Genomic DNA, 15,631 nt, shown 5'->3' on the forward strand with positions numbered 1-15,631 from the left:
CCGGAGGGTTCCACATCATGAGCTTCCTCGAATACGCACCCGCACCCGAGTCCCGGGCGATCCTCTCGCTTCGCGACAACTACGGCCTCTTCATCGACGGCGAGTTCGTCGACGGCCGCGGCGAACCGTTCCAGACCATCTCGCCGGCGAGCGAAGAGCGCATCGCGATGATCGCCAACGCCAACGCGGCCGATGTCGACACGGCCGTCGCCGCCGCGCGCCGCGCGTACGATCGCACTTGGTCGAAGATGAGCGGTCGTGACCGCGGAAAGTACCTCTTCCGCATCGCCCGCCTCGTGCAGGAGCGGGCCCGTGAGCTCGCCGTCGCCGAGTCGCTCGACAACGGCAAGCCCATCAAGGAGTCGCGCGACGTCGACGTACCCCTCGTCGCCGCATGGTTCTTCTACTACGCGGGTTGGGCCGACAAGCTCGACCACGCGGGCCTCGGCGCGAACCCTCGGTCTCTCGGCGTGGCCGCACAGGTGATTCCGTGGAACTTCCCGCTGCTCATGCTCGCGTGGAAGATCGCCCCCGCGCTCGCCGCGGGCAACACCGTCGTGCTGAAGCCGGCCGAGACGACGCCGCTGTCGGCGCTCATCTTCGCCGAGATCCTGCAGCAGGCCGAGTTGCCCGCCGGTGTCGTGAACATCATCACGGGCGCGGGCGACACGGGTGCCGCGCTCGTCGCACACGAAGGAGTCGACAAGGTCGCGTTCACCGGATCGACCGGCGTCGGCCGCGCCATCGCGAAGCAGATCGCCGGCACCGACAAGAAGGTCACGCTCGAGCTCGGCGGCAAGGCGGCGAACATCGTCTTCGACGACGCCCCCATCGATCAGGCCATCGAGGGCATCGTCAACGGAATCTTCTTCAACCAGGGACACGTCTGCTGCGCGGGCTCGCGCCTGCTCGTGCAGGAGAACATCCACGACGAGGTCGTCGAGCGACTGAAGTTGCGCCTCTCGACGCTGCGCCTCGGCGACCCGCTCGACAAGAACACCGACATCGGCGCCATCAACTCGAAAGAGCAGCTCGAACGAATCCGCACGCTCTCCGACATCGGAGTCGCCGAGGGTGCCGAGCGCTGGACCGCGCCGTGCGACATCCCCGAGAACGGCTTCTGGTTCGCGCCGACGATCTTCACGAACGTGCAGACCTCGAGCCGCATCGCCCGTGAGGAGATCTTCGGCCCCGTGCTCTCAGTACTGACGTTCCGCACCCCGGCCGAGGCGATCGCGAAGGCGAACAACACGCCCTACGGCCTCTCCGCAGGCATCTGGAGCGACAAGGGCAGTCGCATCCTCGCCGTCGCCGACCAGTTGCGCGCCGGCGTCATCTGGGCGAACACCTTCAACCGGTTCGACCCCGCGTCGCCGTTCGGCGGCTACAAGGAGTCGGGTTACGGCCGCGAGGGCGGTCGGCACGGTCTGGCGGCGTATCTGGCACCGGCGCCCATCGGCCAGGCAGCCGTCACCGGCGGTCGAGCGAAGCCGCGTATCGAGACCTCGGGTGCCGCGAAGGGTGATCTCGATACGGCCGCAAAGCGGCCTACTCGATCAACCAAGCCCGCGACGAAGGGATCGAAGCGATGAGCCGCCTCGCCGTGCCGAAGACCTACAAGCTCTACATCGGGGGAGCCTTCCCGCGCAGCGAGTCGGGTCGCACCTACGAGGTGCTCCGGGCCGACGGTGGCTTCCTCGCGAACGCCGCGAAGGCCTCTCGCAAAGACGCCCGCGACGCGATCGTGGCCGCTCGCGCCTCGGTCGGCGGATGGTCGGGCGCCACCGCGTACAACCGCGGGCAGGTGCTCTACCGCATCGCCGAACTCCTCGAGGGTCGACGGGCGCAGTTCATCGCCGAGATCGAGGAGGCCGAGGGGGTCACGCGCGCCGCGGCATCCGCTCAGGTCGACGAAGCGATCGACCGCTGGGTCTGGTACGCGGGCTGGGCCGACAAGTTCGCACAGGTCACGGGCAACGCGAACCCCGTCGCGGGGCCGTACTTCAACATCTCGGTGCCTGAACCGACCGGCGTCGTCGCGGTCATCGTGCCGCAAGACAGCTCGCTGCTCGGCTTCGTCTCGGCCGTCGCACCGGCGCTCGTGGCCGGCAACGCGGTCGTCGCCGTCGCGAGCGAGAGGTTCCCACTGTCGGCGATCAGCCTCGCCGAAGTGCTCGCGACGAGCGACGTGCCGAAGGGAGTCGTCAACGTGCTCACGGGTTCGCCCGCCGAGATCGCACCGTGGCTCGCGAGCCACGCCGACGTCAACGCGATCGACCTCGTCGGTGCCGGCGAACTCGACTGGATCTCGCTCGAGATCGACGCGGCCGACACCTTGAAGCGAGTGCTGCGTCCCGAGTCGGGTCCGGATGCTGCGGCGCCCGCGCTCGCCCGCATCAGCGCGTTCACCGAGACCAAGACGGTCTGGCACACGAAGAGCCTGAAGTAGGCGTGAAGACATGGCCGGTCGCTCTGGAGCGTCGGACGAACGGGGTCGGCTCGTCACCGACCCGTTCGAGTACCGCGTCACGAAACAGGGCGGCGTGATCGTCTCACGCGGAGGCGCGCCCGTGATGACCGTCGGCGGCCGCGATGCGGCACGTCTCGTTGCCGCGCTCCAACTCGCGGACGATGCACAGGCGCAGCACCTGCTCGCCCGGGCGAGCGGCAACTACCGGCGAGGCAACGAACGGGCATGATGCCCGGCCCGGGCGCACCCGGGGCGTGCGCGTACGTGCAGGCGTCGCCGGTGACGGCATGGCGTAACCTCAGGAGGAGGTCGCCGCGTGCGCGGCCGGTGATTCGACGGCGACCTGTTCATCGCGGATTCCTCTGAGCGAATCCGTCGAGTGCACCGCACCGGCGGGAGACAGGACGTCCGCCATGACCACGACCACTCCGGAACTCCTCCGACTCGGAGTGCTGGCGCACTCGAGCAAGCCCGACGAGAAGCGGCTGCCGTTGCATCCGTCGCACCTCGAGCGGATCGATGCCGACCTTCGCGAGAACCTGCTCCTCGAGCACGGGTACGGTGAACGGTTCGGCTTCACGGATGCCCAGCTCGAACCGCTCGTCGCCGGGTTCGGCTCTCGGGGCGACCTCATCGCCCGATCCGATATCGTGCTGCTGCCGAAACCGCAGGCGTCCGACCTCGAGCAGCTGCGCGACGGCCAGGTGCTCTGGGGTTGGCCGCACTGCGTGCAGGACCGTGCCATGACGCAACTCGCGATCGACAAGGGCCTCACGCTCATCGCGTGGGAGGCCATGAACCACTGGACGGCCGGCGGGGGCTTCGGGCTGCACGTGTTCCACAAGAACAACGAACTCGCCGGCTACTGCTCGGTGCTGCACGCCCTGCAGTTGTGCGGTTCTACGGGGGACTACGGCCGTCGCCTGAGCGCCGTCGTCATCGGGTTCGGGGCGACCGCCAGAGGCGCCGTCACCGCGCTGAACGCCCACGGCATCCACGATGTGCGGGTGCTCACCAACCGCGACACCGCTGCGGTGAGTTCGCCGATTCCCTCGGTGGACATCATCCAGTTCGAGCACAACCCCGAAGCGCCGTTCGAGAGCACGGTCAACACTGAAGACGGCCCTGTGCCGCTCGCCCCGTTCCTCGCCGAACGCGACATCGTGGTGAACTGCACGCTGCAGGATCCGAACGCACCGCTCACCTACCTGCGCACGGAAGACCTCGGCGCCTTCCGGCCAGGGAGCCTCATCGTCGACGTCTCGGTCGACGAGGGCATGGGCTTCAGCTGGGCACGCCCCACGTCGTTCGATGACCCCATGTTCACTGTGGGGGAGTCGACGAACTACTACGCCGTCGATCACAGCCCGTCGTACCTCTGGAACTCGGCCACGTGGGAGATCAGCGAAGCCCTCATACCGTTCCTGCGCACAGTCATGGAGGGGCCGGAGTCGTGGGCCGCGTCGGAGACGATCGATCGCGCCACGGAGATCGCCGGCGGCCGCATCCGCAACCCCGCCATTCTCGAGTTCCAGCGGCGATCAGCGGGCCACCCGTACTTCGCGAGCGCGTAGGCCGCGCGTCGCGACCCGCGAACGGGAGGTAACGAAATGGTAACGGGCTTGCTAGAGTGACCTGCACCGATCGCGCAACGGCGCGCGAACGGTGGAAAGGCCCGAACCCGTGTCCCACACTCTCGCCCGACCCCGCGTCGCGCGCCTCACCCTCGCGAGCCTCGCGGTGGCTGTGCTCGCCGGCGTCCTCCTGTTCGTCCAGGTTCCGCCGACCGTGTTCGCCATCGACGTGTTCGGGGCGCTGCGGGAGCCGGGCGAACCGGCCTTCACCGTCGGCCATCGCGGCGACCGCGCCTCGGCTCCCGAGAACACGATGCCCTCGCTCGAACTTGCGATGGACGAGCTCGCCTTCGTCGAGACCGACGTGCAACTCACCGAAGACGGTGTGCCCGTCCTGTTCCACGACACCACGCTCGAACGTGTGACCGGCGATCCGCGCTCCGTCGCAGACCTCGACCTCGACGAGGTCGCTCGTCTCGACGCCGGATCCTGGTACGGACCGGAGTTCTCCGGCACCCGCATCCCGACGCTCGATACCTTCCTCGCTGCGCTCGCCGCGCGCAGCGACGCCAGGGCGCTGATCGAGCTGAAGGCCGATTGGGGCGCCGATGGCGTTCGCGCGGTCACGGGCCTCATCGAGCGATACGGCCTGCGAGGCCGCGTCGTGCTGCAGAGCTTCAGCCTCGAAACGCTCTTCACCCTGCAGCGCGTCGCACCCGCCATCCCGCGGATCATGCTGATCAGGGAGCTTCCTGCCGATCCGGTACCGCTTGCCGAGCGACTCGGCGTCATCGGGTTCGGGACGACCGCGGCATCCGTCACCGCAGTGCCCGAGGCGCTCGTCGCCCTGCACGAGGCGGGCGTGGCGGTGCTCTGCTACACACTGAACAGCCATGAGCACTGGCAGGAGGTGAGTGCCCTCGGGGTCGACGGCATCATCACCGACGAACCGAGCGAGCTCGACGACTGGCTGGCACTCACCGCTCCCGGCACTTGAGTGAGCTCCCGGCACCTGAGTGAAAGTGACATGAAAGCAGCCTGCACGACGATGGCTCTCGACTATCGAGGGCGATCGGAGCAGGCATGGGCGACACGGGGTATCGACGAGCGGGTAGCGGTGAGGCAACGGCGGTCACGCCGCTGTCGAGGGCACGCATGGTGGTGGTCTGCCTCGCGTTGCTGCTCGAGGGCATGAGCTCGTCGGGTATCAACGTGCAGATCGCGGCGATGCGCGACGACATCGGCATCGGGCCCAGTGAGCTGTCTCTTGTGGCGAGCGCCTTCTTGATCGCCTACGCGGGACTCCTGCCAATCGCGGGTTCCCTCGCCGACACACTCGATCGTCGCCGCGTGTTTCTCATCGGCATTGCACTGTTCGGGCTCGGATGCCTCGTCTGCGCGTTCGCGCCCGAGGCCTGGGTGCTCGTGGTCGGCCGGCTCGTACAGGGTGCGGGCGCGGCGCTGAGCGCGCCGGCGGCTCTCGCGCTCATCACCGAGGGACTGCCTGGCGGTGCGGCACGCAACCGGGCGGTCGCGCTCTACGGTGCGATGGGGGCCGTCGGGTTCTCGCTCGGGCTTGTCGTGCCGGGCGTCGTGGTGACCCTCCTCGGCTGGCGAACGAGTTTCCTCGTCTCGATCCCGGTGGTGCTCGCGGTGCTCGCCGCGACCTGGACGATTCGCGCCAGTCGAACCCGTTCGCCTGGGCGGCCCGACGTACCGGGGGCAGTGCTGCTCACAGCCGCCCTCATGATCGGAGTTCATGTCATCGGGGCGATCGGCTCCCTCCCGGTCGGCCTCGTCGCGGTCGAGCTCGTGGTGCTCGGCCTCGTCGTGACCGCTCTCGTGGCTCGTCGGGGTGTGCGCGGGTTCCCGAGCAGTGTCGTGCGCTCTCCGGGCGTGCGTGCTGCGTGCCTCGCGCTCGCCGGGGTGTTCGCCGGGGTGGTCGCGTCGATGTACGTGTTGAGCCTCGGGCTCGTCGAAGTCGGGGCGACCGCGCTCATCGTCGCGCTCGTCATCCTGCCGCAACCGCTCGCCTTCAGCCTGCTGGCCGGCACCGGCGCTCGGCTCGTGACCCGTATCGGCGCTTGGCGAACGCTGGCCATCGGCGTCGCGCTGCTCGTGGCGAGCCTCGTGTGGCTCGGCGCCGTGGGTCTTGCGGCGCCGCCGTGGGTGGGCGTGCTGCCCGCGATGCTCGGCGTGGGGTGTTCGCTCGCCCTGGCGTTCCCGGCCGTGTCGGTCGCGGCGGTCGATGCCGCGCCCGCGGAGGCTCGAGCGACGACGGCCGGACTGTTGACGACCGCGCAGAACATCGGCGGCGCGGTCGGAATCGCCCTCGTCACGACGGCGGGCCTCGTGCCCGGTGCCGGGGAGTCGATCGGCATCGAACCCGCGATGTTCGCCTCATCGCTCTTCGTCGTCGTCGCCGTGGTCGGGGCGACAGGGATCGGCGTCGTGCAACTCCGAAAGGCGCAGGCGCGCGCGGCGGCCCTGCGATGAGCCTCGTCGTCGCCACGGATCTCGACGGCACGATCGCGTTCGGCAATCGGGCGCCTGATCACCTGATCCGCACGATGCTCGCTCGACTCGTGTTCGGCTATGACGCCCGACTCGTGGTGGCGACGGCACGGTCGCCGCGAGTGCTCGGCACCTGGTTCGGTTCGCTCGCCCAGGAGATCAGCGGAGTGTGCTGCAATGGCGCCCTGGTCAACTCGGGTCGGCGCGAGGTGCACCGTGCCGCGCTCGCGCCCGAGGTCGTCCGCGAGGTGACGCTCGCGCTCGGAGCGGAGGACGCCGCCTTCTGTCTCGAGTACGGGGACGGCTTCGTGGAGAGCAGCCCAGGGGCGCTCCCGTGGATGGGGTCCACTGCGCGAAGGGTTGCGCCGTTCGATGGCCTGCAGCTCGGCGGTGTCGTGAAGATCTGTATTGCCGACGGCGCACGATGGGCGAGAGAACTGGTGCAGCTGACCGCGGGCCGCGCCGAGGTGTTTCCGCACATGAGCGGAGACGCCGACGTCGTCGCCCCGGGGACGAACAAGGCGAATGGTCTCGCTCGCCTCCTCACCGAAGGCGATACCGTGCTCGCACTGGGCAACGACCTGAACGACCTCGAACTCCTGCGGTCGGCCGATCGGGCGATCGTCGTCGGTCAGGGCCTACCCGGCATCGAGCGGCTCGAGCACGTGGTCCGGGTTCCGGCCGATACACGGCGGATCGCTGCGGCACTGATGGCGGAGACGCGCAGCCTCGCACCGTGGATGCCGCGGGCGCGATTGGCGTGACGCGCGTCGGTCACGGCTCGATGGCGCCGAGTGCCCCGGCCTGCAGGCGTTCGCTGATCGCCCGGGCCTCGTCGAGAAGTCGGGCCGCTTCGTCAGGCGCGCGCTTCTCGCGGAGCTCGGCGAGCGCCCGGAGCGAGGACGCAAGTTGCGTGAGTGAGCCACTGCGTCGGCTCGTTTCGACGGCTCTCTCGAACATCCGCTCCGCGTCGTCCGGTGCACCATTGGCGAGCAGCGCGCGGCCGAGCACTTCGGCCGACCACACCTCCATCTCAGTCTCATCGAGGCTTCGCGCGAGCCTGAGCGCCCGCTGGGCGATCGACACGGCCTCCGGCGGCGAGCCGAGCCCGAGCACCGCGCCGGCGAGCGCCCGAAGCCCGAGGCAGCACAGGCGTTCGGAGCCGACCTGCTCGGCGATGTGGAGGGCACGGCGGCTCTCGATCTCTGCAGCCTCGAACGCCTGGAGGGCATTGTGAGCGAGCGCGAGGTTGCCGTGGCTCAGACCGACGCGCGTGAGATCGCCCGCATCTTCGTTGATCAACAACGCCTCCTCGAGCAGCTCGACCGCGCGTGCGGGGTCGCCGAGGAGTCGCTCCATCTCAGCGAGGTTGTTCAGTGCGATCGAAGTGCCCGTGCGGTCGCCGAGTCGTCGGCTCAGTTCGAGTGCACGGACGAGGCGCTGGGCGCCGATGCCGTACTCCACACTTTCGACGTCGAGCGAACCGAGCAGTCGCAGGGCCGTGGCCTGAGCCAGCAGGTCGTCTCGGCGAGTGGCGCGCTCGAGCAGATCTTCGAAGAGGACACGCGCTTCGCTGAGCCATCCCTGCCTCGCGAGGTACGGCCGGAGCCGGAGGACGATCGCGATCGCCCTGGCATCCGCCTCGGGGCCGGCCGCAGTGACGACGGCGACGATCGCCCCGCGCTCGTCGTTGAGCCACGCCATCGCGGCCTCGGCATCCTCGAACGGCCCGGCACGCGTCGCGAGATCGACCGAGGCGATGGCGGCTTCGTCGGGTTCGGCAGTGTCGCTCGATATCGGCAGCGGGCCCCATCGGGCGGTCAGTGCCGTGGCGGCGTCGGCGCATCCCGCCGCGTAGTAGGCGAGTAGGCGAGCGCGAGCACCGAGCTCGTCTTGCGCACGAGGCTCCGTTTCGGAGAGCTCCAGTGAATACGCCCTCAACAGATCGTGCTGGGTGTGACGTCCGTGATCGTCGACCTCGACGAGATGCACGCGCCGGAGGGAGCGCAGATCGGTGCGTGCCTCGCTCGGGTCGCCGCCGACGAGGGCGACCGCCGCGGCTTCGGGCGCACCCTGTTCGGGTAGGAGCCCGAGCAGTCGGAAGACGCGGCGAATTCTCGAGTCGAGTGCCTCGTACGACCAGGAGAGCACGGTGCGCACGCCGGATCGAGCGTCGTCTCCGGTGTCGAGCCGGTCGAGGTGGTCGCGGTGGGCGTCGAGATCGGCGACCAGTCGAGCGACGCCCTCGCCGCGAGCAGCGGCGATGCGGGCGGCGATCTGCAAGGCGAGCGGGAGGCAGGCGCACTGCGCCGCGAGTCGTTCCGCGTCGCGCTGTGTGACTGGGTCGCTCACGATGGCGCGGATCAGCTCGACCGAGGCGCGAAGGTTGAGCGCGTCGAGTTCCTCGGTGTGCACTCGTGCGTGCACGCCGAGGCCGACGAGCCCTTCACGACTCGTGACCACGACGACCGGGCCGTCGCCGCCCGGCAGCAGGGGCCGCACCTGGTCGACCGATCTCGCGTTGTCGAGCACGATCACCATGCGCCGGTCGTGCACGAGGCTGCGGAAGAGCGCAGCGAGTTCTTCGGCATCGTCTGGGAGGTTCCAGCGATACCCGAGCGCGCGTACGAATCCGGCCAGCACTTCCCCGGCGGAGCGTGGCTGGGTCTCGCTGAAGCCGCGGAGGTCGACGAACAGACTGCCGTCGCCGAAGTGCCGGCGTGCCCTGCGTGCCCATCCGAGTGCGAGCGCCGTCTTCCCGGCGCCGGCCGTGCCCGAGATGACGGCGATCCTGGGCCCGTCGGCGCTGGTCAGGTCATCGAGTCGTTCGAGTTCGGCGTCGCGTCCCACGAGGCTGGCGGCGGCGGGCAGTTGCCGCGGGGCCGGGGTCGGGTCGAGGGCGTCGCCTGAGACGAGGCGACGGTGCAGTTCGTCGATCTCCGCGCCGGGGTCGAGGCCGAGTTCTTCGGCGAGCGTGGAGCGGAGTGAGAAGTATGCGTCGACGGCGTCCGCCTGCCGGCCGCTCCGGGCGAGCGCGGTCATCTGCAGGGCGACGAGTTCTTCGTCGAGCGGGTCTGCGACCACTGCCGCGCCGATCTCGGCGATGAGTCCGGCCGGGTCGTTGTGTTCGAGCTCGGCGTGGAGCACACGGTGCCGCACGGCTCGCTGCGCATCGCGAGCGCGGATCCGCGCAGACTCGAACGGTTCGCCGTCGAACCCGTCGAAGGCGGGTCCACGCACGAGGACGAGGGCGGCGCGGCCGCGGTCGGATGCTGCGAGGCGCTCGAACTCGATCGTGTCGAGTTCGTCGTCGCTTGCGGTGAGCCGGTAGCCATCGGGTTCGCGCACCACCCTGTCGGGGTCGTCGAGCGTCGCGCGCAGGCGGTGCACGAGCAACTGCAGCCGCGCGGCGGTTCCCTCGTCGCCCCAGAGCAGGTCGCGCAGGCGGTCATCGGTCACACGAGCGCCTTCCGCGGCGAGGAGGACCGCCAGCAGCGTGCGCACGCGGGTTCCACCGGGCGTGACGTCGTCGCCGTCGATGCGCACGACGAGCGGGCCGAGCACCTCGAAGCGCATGGTCATCTGGTTCGCCGTCGACACCGCATCGCCGGAGTCTATCGAACCGACCCCTGTTCGGGGGTCAATCGGGAGTGACGGGCGCGATGCCGAGCTCTGCCGCGGCATCGGCGAAGGCGCGGTGCATGTCAGCGGAGAAGAGCACGAAGCGCATGAGCGCCGGCGACGACGCGGAAGCCGCGGCACCGAGGGCCACGCGTGCGGCGTCCGCTGCAGGCCAGCCGTAGACACCGGCTGAGACTGCGGGAAGGGCAACGGAGACTGCGCCGAGTGCGGCGGCGAGCGCAAGCGAGTTGCGGTACGAAGCCGCGAGCAGCAGACGCCGGGCATCGGCCTCCGCACCGGGGCCGGGCCACACCGGACCGACGGTGTGGATGACCCAGCGCGCCGAGAGCCTGCCGGCGCCGGTCGCCACGGCCTCACCGGTCGGCAGGCCGTCGGGCAGGATCGTCTCGCGAAGGCGACGACACTCCTCGAGGATCGCCGGTCCGCCTGCGGCGTGGATCGCCCCGTCGACGCCCCCGCCTCCGAGCAGCGAGGAGTTGGCCGCGTTCACGATCGCATCGACCCGCTGCATGGTGATGTCGCCCGTGACGAGTTCGATTCGCGGCATCCGCTCGCCTACCCCCGATTGTTGGAGAGCTCGAAGATGCGCACGAGTTCGGCCACCGCGGCTTCGCGCTGCTCACCGCCTGCCTCGTACATCTCGGTCACGTGGGTGCGCAGGTGGTTCTCGACGAGGAGCTTGTTGAGCGACCCCAACGACTTCTGCACGGCGAGCGAGAGCGTGATGATGTCGACGCAGTAGTCGTCGTTCTCGATCATCTTCTCGATGCCGCGCAACTGGCCCTCGATGATCTTCGTGCGGTGCAGGGAGCGCTTCTTGATGTCCTCGATCACCTTGACAGGATACCCCGTTTGCGCCAGATACCCCCTAGGGGTACTGTTGGGATTCGAATCGACAGGGAGACACGGATGGCGCTGCAGCACGACACCCGCACGATCGACCTCGGCATCGAGGGCATGACGTGTGCGAGTTGCGTCGCCCGGGTCGAGAATCGGCTCGGCCGGCTCGAGGGTGTCGAGGCTGAGGTGAACCTCGCGACCGAGAAGGCACGCGTGCAGTTCCCGGTGACGACCCCGATCGACGAACTCCTCGAGGCGGTGCGCCAGGCGGGCTACACCGCACACCTTCCCGCCGCACCGCCCGCGACCGAGATGGACGAGGCCGAGCTGCACGAGGCCGGCCGGGCAGGGGAGAACCCCGCGGCACCCGACCCGCTGTTCACGCGTCTCATGATCTCGGCCGTGCTGACCGTGCCGGTCATCGTGCTCGCAATGGTGCCGGCACTGCAGTTCACGTACTGGCAGTGGTTCTCCCTCGTGCTGACCGCGCCGGTCGTGGTGTGGGGCGGCTGGCCGTTCCATCGCGCTGCCGCCGTGAATCTGCGGCACGGCGCCCTCACGATGGACACGCTCGTCTCGCTCGGCACCCTCACCGCGTTCGCCTGGTCGGTCTGGGCGCTCTTCTTCGGCCATGCCGGCATGCCGGGCATGACCCACGAATGGACCTTCGGGGTGCGAGGCGCGCCGGGCGGCGACATCTACCTCGAGGTCGCGGCCGGCGTCATCACGATCCTGCTGCTCGGGCGGGTGCTCGAAGCGCGCTCGAAGCGCCGCGCGGGCCAGTCGCTGCGCATCCTCCTCGAGCTCGCCCCGCGTGAAGTGTCGGTGCTCCGGCAGAGCGGCTCCGCCGAGCACGAAGAGCGGATCCCGATCGTCGCACTTCGCCCCGGAGACCGTTTCGTCGTGCGCCCAGGCGAGCGGATCGCAGCCGACGGCACGGTCGTGCGCGGTGAGGCCGGAGTCGACGAGAGCATGCTGACCGGCGAGCCCGCCCCCGCCGATGTGCAGCCGGGGAGCGCCGTGACGGCAGCGACCATCGTGCACGGCGGCAGCCTCGTCGTCGAGGCGGTACGTGTCGGTGCCGACACGCGGCTCGCTCAGATCGCCAAGCTCGTCGAAGACGCCCAGCTCGGCAAATCCCGCGCGCAGCGGCTCGCCGATCGCATCTCCGGGGTGTTCGTGCCGATCGTCATCGCGCTCGCCGTGGCGACGGCGATCGTGTGGGTCGCCACAGGCAGCCCCGTCGAGCAGGCCATCACCGCGGCCGTCGCCGTGCTCGTCATCGCCTGCCCGTGCGCCCTCGGTCTCGCCACCCCCGTCGCGATCCTCGTCGGCACCGGGCGCGGGGCCGAGCGCGGCATCCTCATCACCGGCCCCGAAGCGCTCGACCGCGCGGGCGACGTCGACACGATCCTGCTCGACAAGACCGGCACCCTGACCACCGGGCGCATGAGTCTCACCCGGGTCACCGGCGCAGGCGGCGTCGACCCCACGGCAGCGCTCGGCGTCGCGGCTGCGCTCGAACAGGGCTCGGAGCATCCGATCGCGCAAGCCGTCGTCACCGGCGCGGATGCCTCGGGCTCCGCTCATCGGACAGTCGCGGTGGCCGGGTTCCGTGCGCACGCCGGACTCGGGGTCACGGGCATCGTCGACGGCTCGGAGGCGGCTGCCGGTCGTCCGGCATTCCTCGTCGGGCTCGGCTTCCGCATGCCCGCCGAGCTCGAAGCACGCGCGACCGAATCCGACGACACCCTCGTCGCCGTGGGCTGGGCGGGTGAGGTGCGGGCACTCCTCGAGGTCGGCGACCGCGTGCGCGACGGCGCCCGCGAGGCGATCGATCGGCTCCGCGCACACGGCCTGCGTCCGGTGCTCGTCACTGGCGATGCCGATCGACCTGCGGCGCGCGTTGCCGAAGTACTCGGCATCGAGGAGGTGCACGCCGGGGTGAGCCCGGAGGGAAAGCTCGAGATCGTACGGAGCGCCCAGGCCGCGGGGAGCCGGGTCGCGATGGTCGGCGACGGAGTGAACGACGCCGCGGCGCTCGCGGCAGCCGACCTCGGCATCGCGATGGGCGGGGGCACGGATGCCGCGGCGTCGGCGAGCGACCTGGCGCTCACGCGAGACGAGCCGGGCGCGATCGCGGACGCGATCTCACTCGCGCGGGCGACCCTCCGCACGATCCGGGGCAACCTGTTCTGGGCGTTCGCGTACAACGTCGCCGCGATCCCGCTCGCTGCGGCCGGCTTCCTGAACCCGATGATCGCGGGGGCCGCAATGGCATTCTCGAGCGTGTTCGTCGTGCTCAACAGCCTGCGGCTCCGGCGGGCGTGAGTGGGTCGGCGGCCGCCGTCGCCGCGCTAGCGTAGGGATATGGCGCCCCCTCGACTTGCCGGAATGCTCGCCGCTGCGACCGTGGCGGCGGCGCTCGCCGTGGGGCCGGCCTCAGCGGCCTGGGCAGTGTCCACGAACGATGCCGATGGCACGAGCGCCCAGTCCGCGGCATCCGTCATCGGGGCAGTCTCGACCGGAGTCGACGACTTCACCTTCGACTCCCTCGAAGCCGTCTACGAACTGTCACGCGACGAGGGCGGCCACTCGGTGCTCGAGACGGTCGAGACGATCGTGGCCCGCTTCCCCGAGATCGACCAGAATCGCGGAATCAGGCGCGCGATCCCGAGCTCCTACCGCGGGCACCCCACCGACATCGAACAGATCACCGTGACGGATGGCACCGGAGCGCCGCGCTCGTTCGAAGTCGAGGATGACGAGGACGACGAGTTCCTCCTCGTCACGATCCGCGCCGACGACTACGTGCATGGGGAGCAGACGTATGTGATCGGCTACCGGCAGCACAACGTGACGCAGCAGCCCGACGATGCGGCGATCGACGAGTTCTACTGGGACGTGAACGGCACGGGCTGGGCGCAGCCCTTCGGTCGGGTGAGCGCCGAGCTGCACCTGAGCGACGACGTTGCAGCCGCGTTCACGGGCGACGTCGCGTGCTATCAGGGCGCAGACGAGTCGAGCACGCCGTGCGACTCGCTCGAGGTGGAGGAGTCGCAGCCGCCGGTGATCACCGCCGAAGCGCTCGATCTCGGGCCCTACGAGAACCTCACCCTGGCCACGGCCTTCGATGAGGGCACCTTCGTGCCGCGCGACGAGTCGTTCGGCTCCTCGCCTGCCGCGATCACCGGAGCCGTCGCGGCGGGGTTCGCCGCGCTCGCCGCAGCTGGTGCCATGTTCGTGCGCGGCACGCGCTGGCGAAACCATCCTGGGCGGGGCACGATCATCGCCGAATACGAACCGCCTGCCGGCATCTCGGCCATGGTCGCGGCCGACATCGTGGGGCGGCCCGACAAGGGCGTGACCGCGACGATCCTCGATCGTGCCGTCGCCGGGGAGCTGCGCATCGTCGAGTCCGGGCGAAAGAAGTACGCGGTGGAATATCGCGGTGAGGCGAACGGCGGGCCAGGGGACGACGCCGACGGTGCAGCCGTCGTGGGAGCGCTGTTCGGCACGCCCCACGTCGGTGCTCGCCGGGAACTCACTCGCGACACGTCACTCGGCAAGCGACTCCTCGCGCTCCGCCAGCGCGTCGCGAAGCGAGTGGTGACCGACGGCCTGCGTCGGCGACCCCCGCGCGGGCCCCGGCTGCTCTTGGCCGGTGTAGCCGTCGTCGGGGCCGTGCTCTCCGTGGTCTTCGGCATCATCGCACTCGAACGCCAGATGGGCGGTTTCTGGCCGGCGGCGTGCTTCATCGTGGCGATCGCGGCGGCCATCGCCACATTGGTGACGGTCATCGACGTGCGGCCGCTCACCGAACGCGGGCGCGCGGTCAGCGACCACCTCGAGGGTCTGCGCCTCTACATCCGCCTTGCTGAAGCCGACCGGTTGCGCGTGCTGCAGAGTCCGAGCGGTGCGTTGCGAGTGCAACGGCCCGCCGCGTCATCCGCTGCAGGATCTCCCGCGACGGATGCCACGGGCGCGACGGCCGCGATTGTCGACCTCGACCCGGTCACGGTGCTGAAGCTCAACGAGCGCCTGCTGCCGTATGCCGTGCTGTTCGGCCTCGAGCGCGAGTGGAGCCGTGAGCTCGCCGCACTCTACGAGCAGGCGGGTACCGCGCCCGGCTGGTACGGCGGGCGCGACGGCTTCAACGCGGGCCTGCTCGCTGCGGGAGTGGCGTCGTTCTCGACGGCGTCGAGCGCCTCGTGGTCGGGCTCGAGCTCGAGTTCGTCGTCGAGCGGCTCCGGCGGCGGTGGATCCTCCGGCGGTGGCGGAGGAGGCGGAGGAGGCGGCGGCGTCTGACCCCGCTCGCCCGGCTCTCACGTTCGCTCAGCGCAGCACGACGCGGTCTCGCGCAGTGCCGCCGAGGCATCCGTTCACTCGACCCGGCCGCCTCCGGCGGGGCGTTGCACCGCTGACGGTCGCTGTGACGCTAGAATGAGACTTGCGCACGGCGAATCCGCTCTTCGTCCGACCGCGTGAGCTGGGTGTTGATGAACCTGAGTTCGCGCGATGCTCGGTTCGGGATTCGCGCACCGCGAGCCACCGACCTGTTCGGCGCGACCGACCGGTTCCGATCATCGGA

12 protein-coding genes are annotated in these 15,631 nt (G+C 69.9%); 9 read left to right on the forward strand and 3 right to left on the reverse strand.

The features are described 5' to 3' along the window. Window positions 1-17: 17 nt before the first annotated feature. From AC1C2T_RS10985 to AC1C2T_RS11015, 7 genes are all read left to right on the forward strand, one after another. Window positions 18-1,592 carry an aldehyde dehydrogenase family protein gene (locus AC1C2T_RS10985; protein ID WP_495362588.1) on the forward strand — a complete coding sequence of 525 codons (1,575 nt, stop codon included), beginning with the start codon at window positions 18-20 and terminating at the stop codon, window positions 1,590-1,592. After that, entirely contained in the window at window positions 1,589-2,449 is an 861-nt protein-coding gene (locus AC1C2T_RS10990; RefSeq protein ID WP_495362589.1) for an aldehyde dehydrogenase family protein, read from the forward strand. Before AC1C2T_RS10985 ends, AC1C2T_RS10990 begins: the two co-directional genes overlap by 4 nt. A gap of 10 nt (window positions 2,450-2,459) precedes the next feature. Beyond that, window positions 2,460-2,699: a hypothetical protein gene (locus tag AC1C2T_RS10995; protein ID WP_495362590.1), complete on the forward strand. Its 240-nt coding sequence runs from the start codon at window positions 2,460-2,462 to the stop codon at window positions 2,697-2,699. Between the two features lie 184 nt (window positions 2,700-2,883). Then, window positions 2,884-4,044, forward strand: coding sequence for a N(5)-(carboxyethyl)ornithine synthase (locus AC1C2T_RS11000; protein WP_495362591.1), 1,161 nt, complete (start codon window positions 2,884-2,886; stop codon window positions 4,042-4,044). Between the two features lie 109 nt (window positions 4,045-4,153). Beyond that, window positions 4,154-5,041 (forward strand): glycerophosphodiester phosphodiesterase, encoded by an 888-nt coding sequence (locus tag AC1C2T_RS11005; protein ID WP_495362592.1) that lies wholly within the window; start codon window positions 4,154-4,156, stop codon window positions 5,039-5,041. Window positions 5,042-5,127: 86 nt separating this feature from the next. Next, window positions 5,128-6,540 carry an MFS transporter gene (locus AC1C2T_RS11010; protein WP_495362593.1) on the forward strand — a complete coding sequence of 471 codons (1,413 nt, stop codon included), beginning with the start codon at window positions 5,128-5,130 and terminating at the stop codon, window positions 6,538-6,540. Next, window positions 6,537-7,322 carry an HAD family hydrolase gene (locus AC1C2T_RS11015; RefSeq protein WP_495362594.1) on the forward strand — a complete coding sequence of 262 codons (786 nt, stop codon included), beginning with the start codon at window positions 6,537-6,539 and terminating at the stop codon, window positions 7,320-7,322. Before AC1C2T_RS11010 ends, AC1C2T_RS11015 begins: the two co-directional genes overlap by 4 nt. Before the next feature lie 10 nt (window positions 7,323-7,332). Here AC1C2T_RS11015 and AC1C2T_RS11020 read toward each other — a convergent pair whose 3' ends face one another. Genes AC1C2T_RS11020 through AC1C2T_RS11030 form a run of 3 tightly spaced genes read right to left on the reverse strand, consistent with a single transcriptional unit; the run spans window position 7,333 to window position 11,034 of the window. Further along, window positions 7,333-10,140: an AfsR/SARP family transcriptional regulator gene (locus AC1C2T_RS11020; protein ID WP_495385280.1), complete on the reverse strand. Its 2,808-nt coding sequence runs from the start codon at window positions 10,138-10,140 to the stop codon at window positions 7,333-7,335. Between the two features lie 58 nt (window positions 10,141-10,198). Next, a complete protein-coding gene (locus AC1C2T_RS11025) occupies window positions 10,199-10,747 on the reverse strand; it encodes an O-acetyl-ADP-ribose deacetylase (RefSeq protein WP_495385281.1) in 549 nt (182 codons plus the stop codon). A gap of 8 nt (window positions 10,748-10,755) precedes the next feature. Then, window positions 10,756-11,034: a metal-sensitive transcriptional regulator gene (locus tag AC1C2T_RS11030; RefSeq protein ID WP_495362596.1), complete on the reverse strand. Its 279-nt coding sequence runs from the start codon at window positions 11,032-11,034 to the stop codon at window positions 10,756-10,758. A 75-nt stretch (window positions 11,035-11,109) separates the two neighbouring features. Between AC1C2T_RS11030 and AC1C2T_RS11035 the strand changes: the two genes are divergently transcribed. Both AC1C2T_RS11035 and AC1C2T_RS11040 read left to right on the forward strand, forming a co-directional pair. Beyond that, the gene (locus AC1C2T_RS11035) at window positions 11,110-13,371 is read left to right on the forward strand and encodes a heavy metal translocating P-type ATPase (RefSeq protein WP_495385282.1); all 2,262 of its coding nucleotides are present in this window, start codon (window positions 11,110-11,112) and stop codon (window positions 13,369-13,371) included. Window positions 13,372-13,410: 39 nt separating this feature from the next. Further along, complete coding sequence (locus tag AC1C2T_RS11040) at window positions 13,411-15,348, forward strand: DUF2207 family protein (protein ID WP_495362598.1); 1,938 nt, start codon at window positions 13,411-13,413, stop codon at window positions 15,346-15,348. Window positions 15,349-15,631: the final 283 nt, after the last annotated feature.

It is taken from the genome of Agromyces sp. Y558 (genome assembly GCF_059445415.1).

Excerpts from the sequence above, each read along its gene's own strand:
- AC1C2T_RS11040 (WP_495362598.1), top strand. The coding sequence starts at position 13,411 with ATGGCGCCCCCTCGACTTGCCGGAATGCTCGCCGCTGCGACCGTGGCG.
- AC1C2T_RS10995 (WP_495362590.1), top strand. The coding sequence starts at position 2,460 with ATGGCCGGTCGCTCTGGAGCGTCGGACGAACGGGGTCGGCTCGTCACC.
- AC1C2T_RS11035 (WP_495385282.1), top strand. The coding sequence starts at position 11,110 with ATGGCGCTGCAGCACGACACCCGCACGATCGACCTCGGCATCGAGGGC.
- AC1C2T_RS11000 (WP_495362591.1), top strand. The coding sequence starts at position 2,884 with ATGACCACGACCACTCCGGAACTCCTCCGACTCGGAGTGCTGGCGCAC.
- AC1C2T_RS10985 (WP_495362588.1), top strand. The coding sequence starts at position 18 with ATGAGCTTCCTCGAATACGCACCCGCACCCGAGTCCCGGGCGATCCTC.
- AC1C2T_RS11020 (WP_495385280.1), bottom strand. The coding sequence starts at position 10,140 with ATGACCATGCGCTTCGAGGTGCTCGGCCCGCTCGTCGTGCGCATCGAC.
- AC1C2T_RS11010 (WP_495362593.1), top strand. The coding sequence starts at position 5,128 with ATGGGCGACACGGGGTATCGACGAGCGGGTAGCGGTGAGGCAACGGCG.
- AC1C2T_RS10990 (WP_495362589.1), top strand. The coding sequence starts at position 1,589 with ATGAGCCGCCTCGCCGTGCCGAAGACCTACAAGCTCTACATCGGGGGA.
- AC1C2T_RS11025 (WP_495385281.1), bottom strand. The coding sequence starts at position 10,747 with ATGCCGCGAATCGAACTCGTCACGGGCGACATCACCATGCAGCGGGTC.
- AC1C2T_RS11015 (WP_495362594.1), top strand. The coding sequence starts at position 6,537 with ATGAGCCTCGTCGTCGCCACGGATCTCGACGGCACGATCGCGTTCGGC.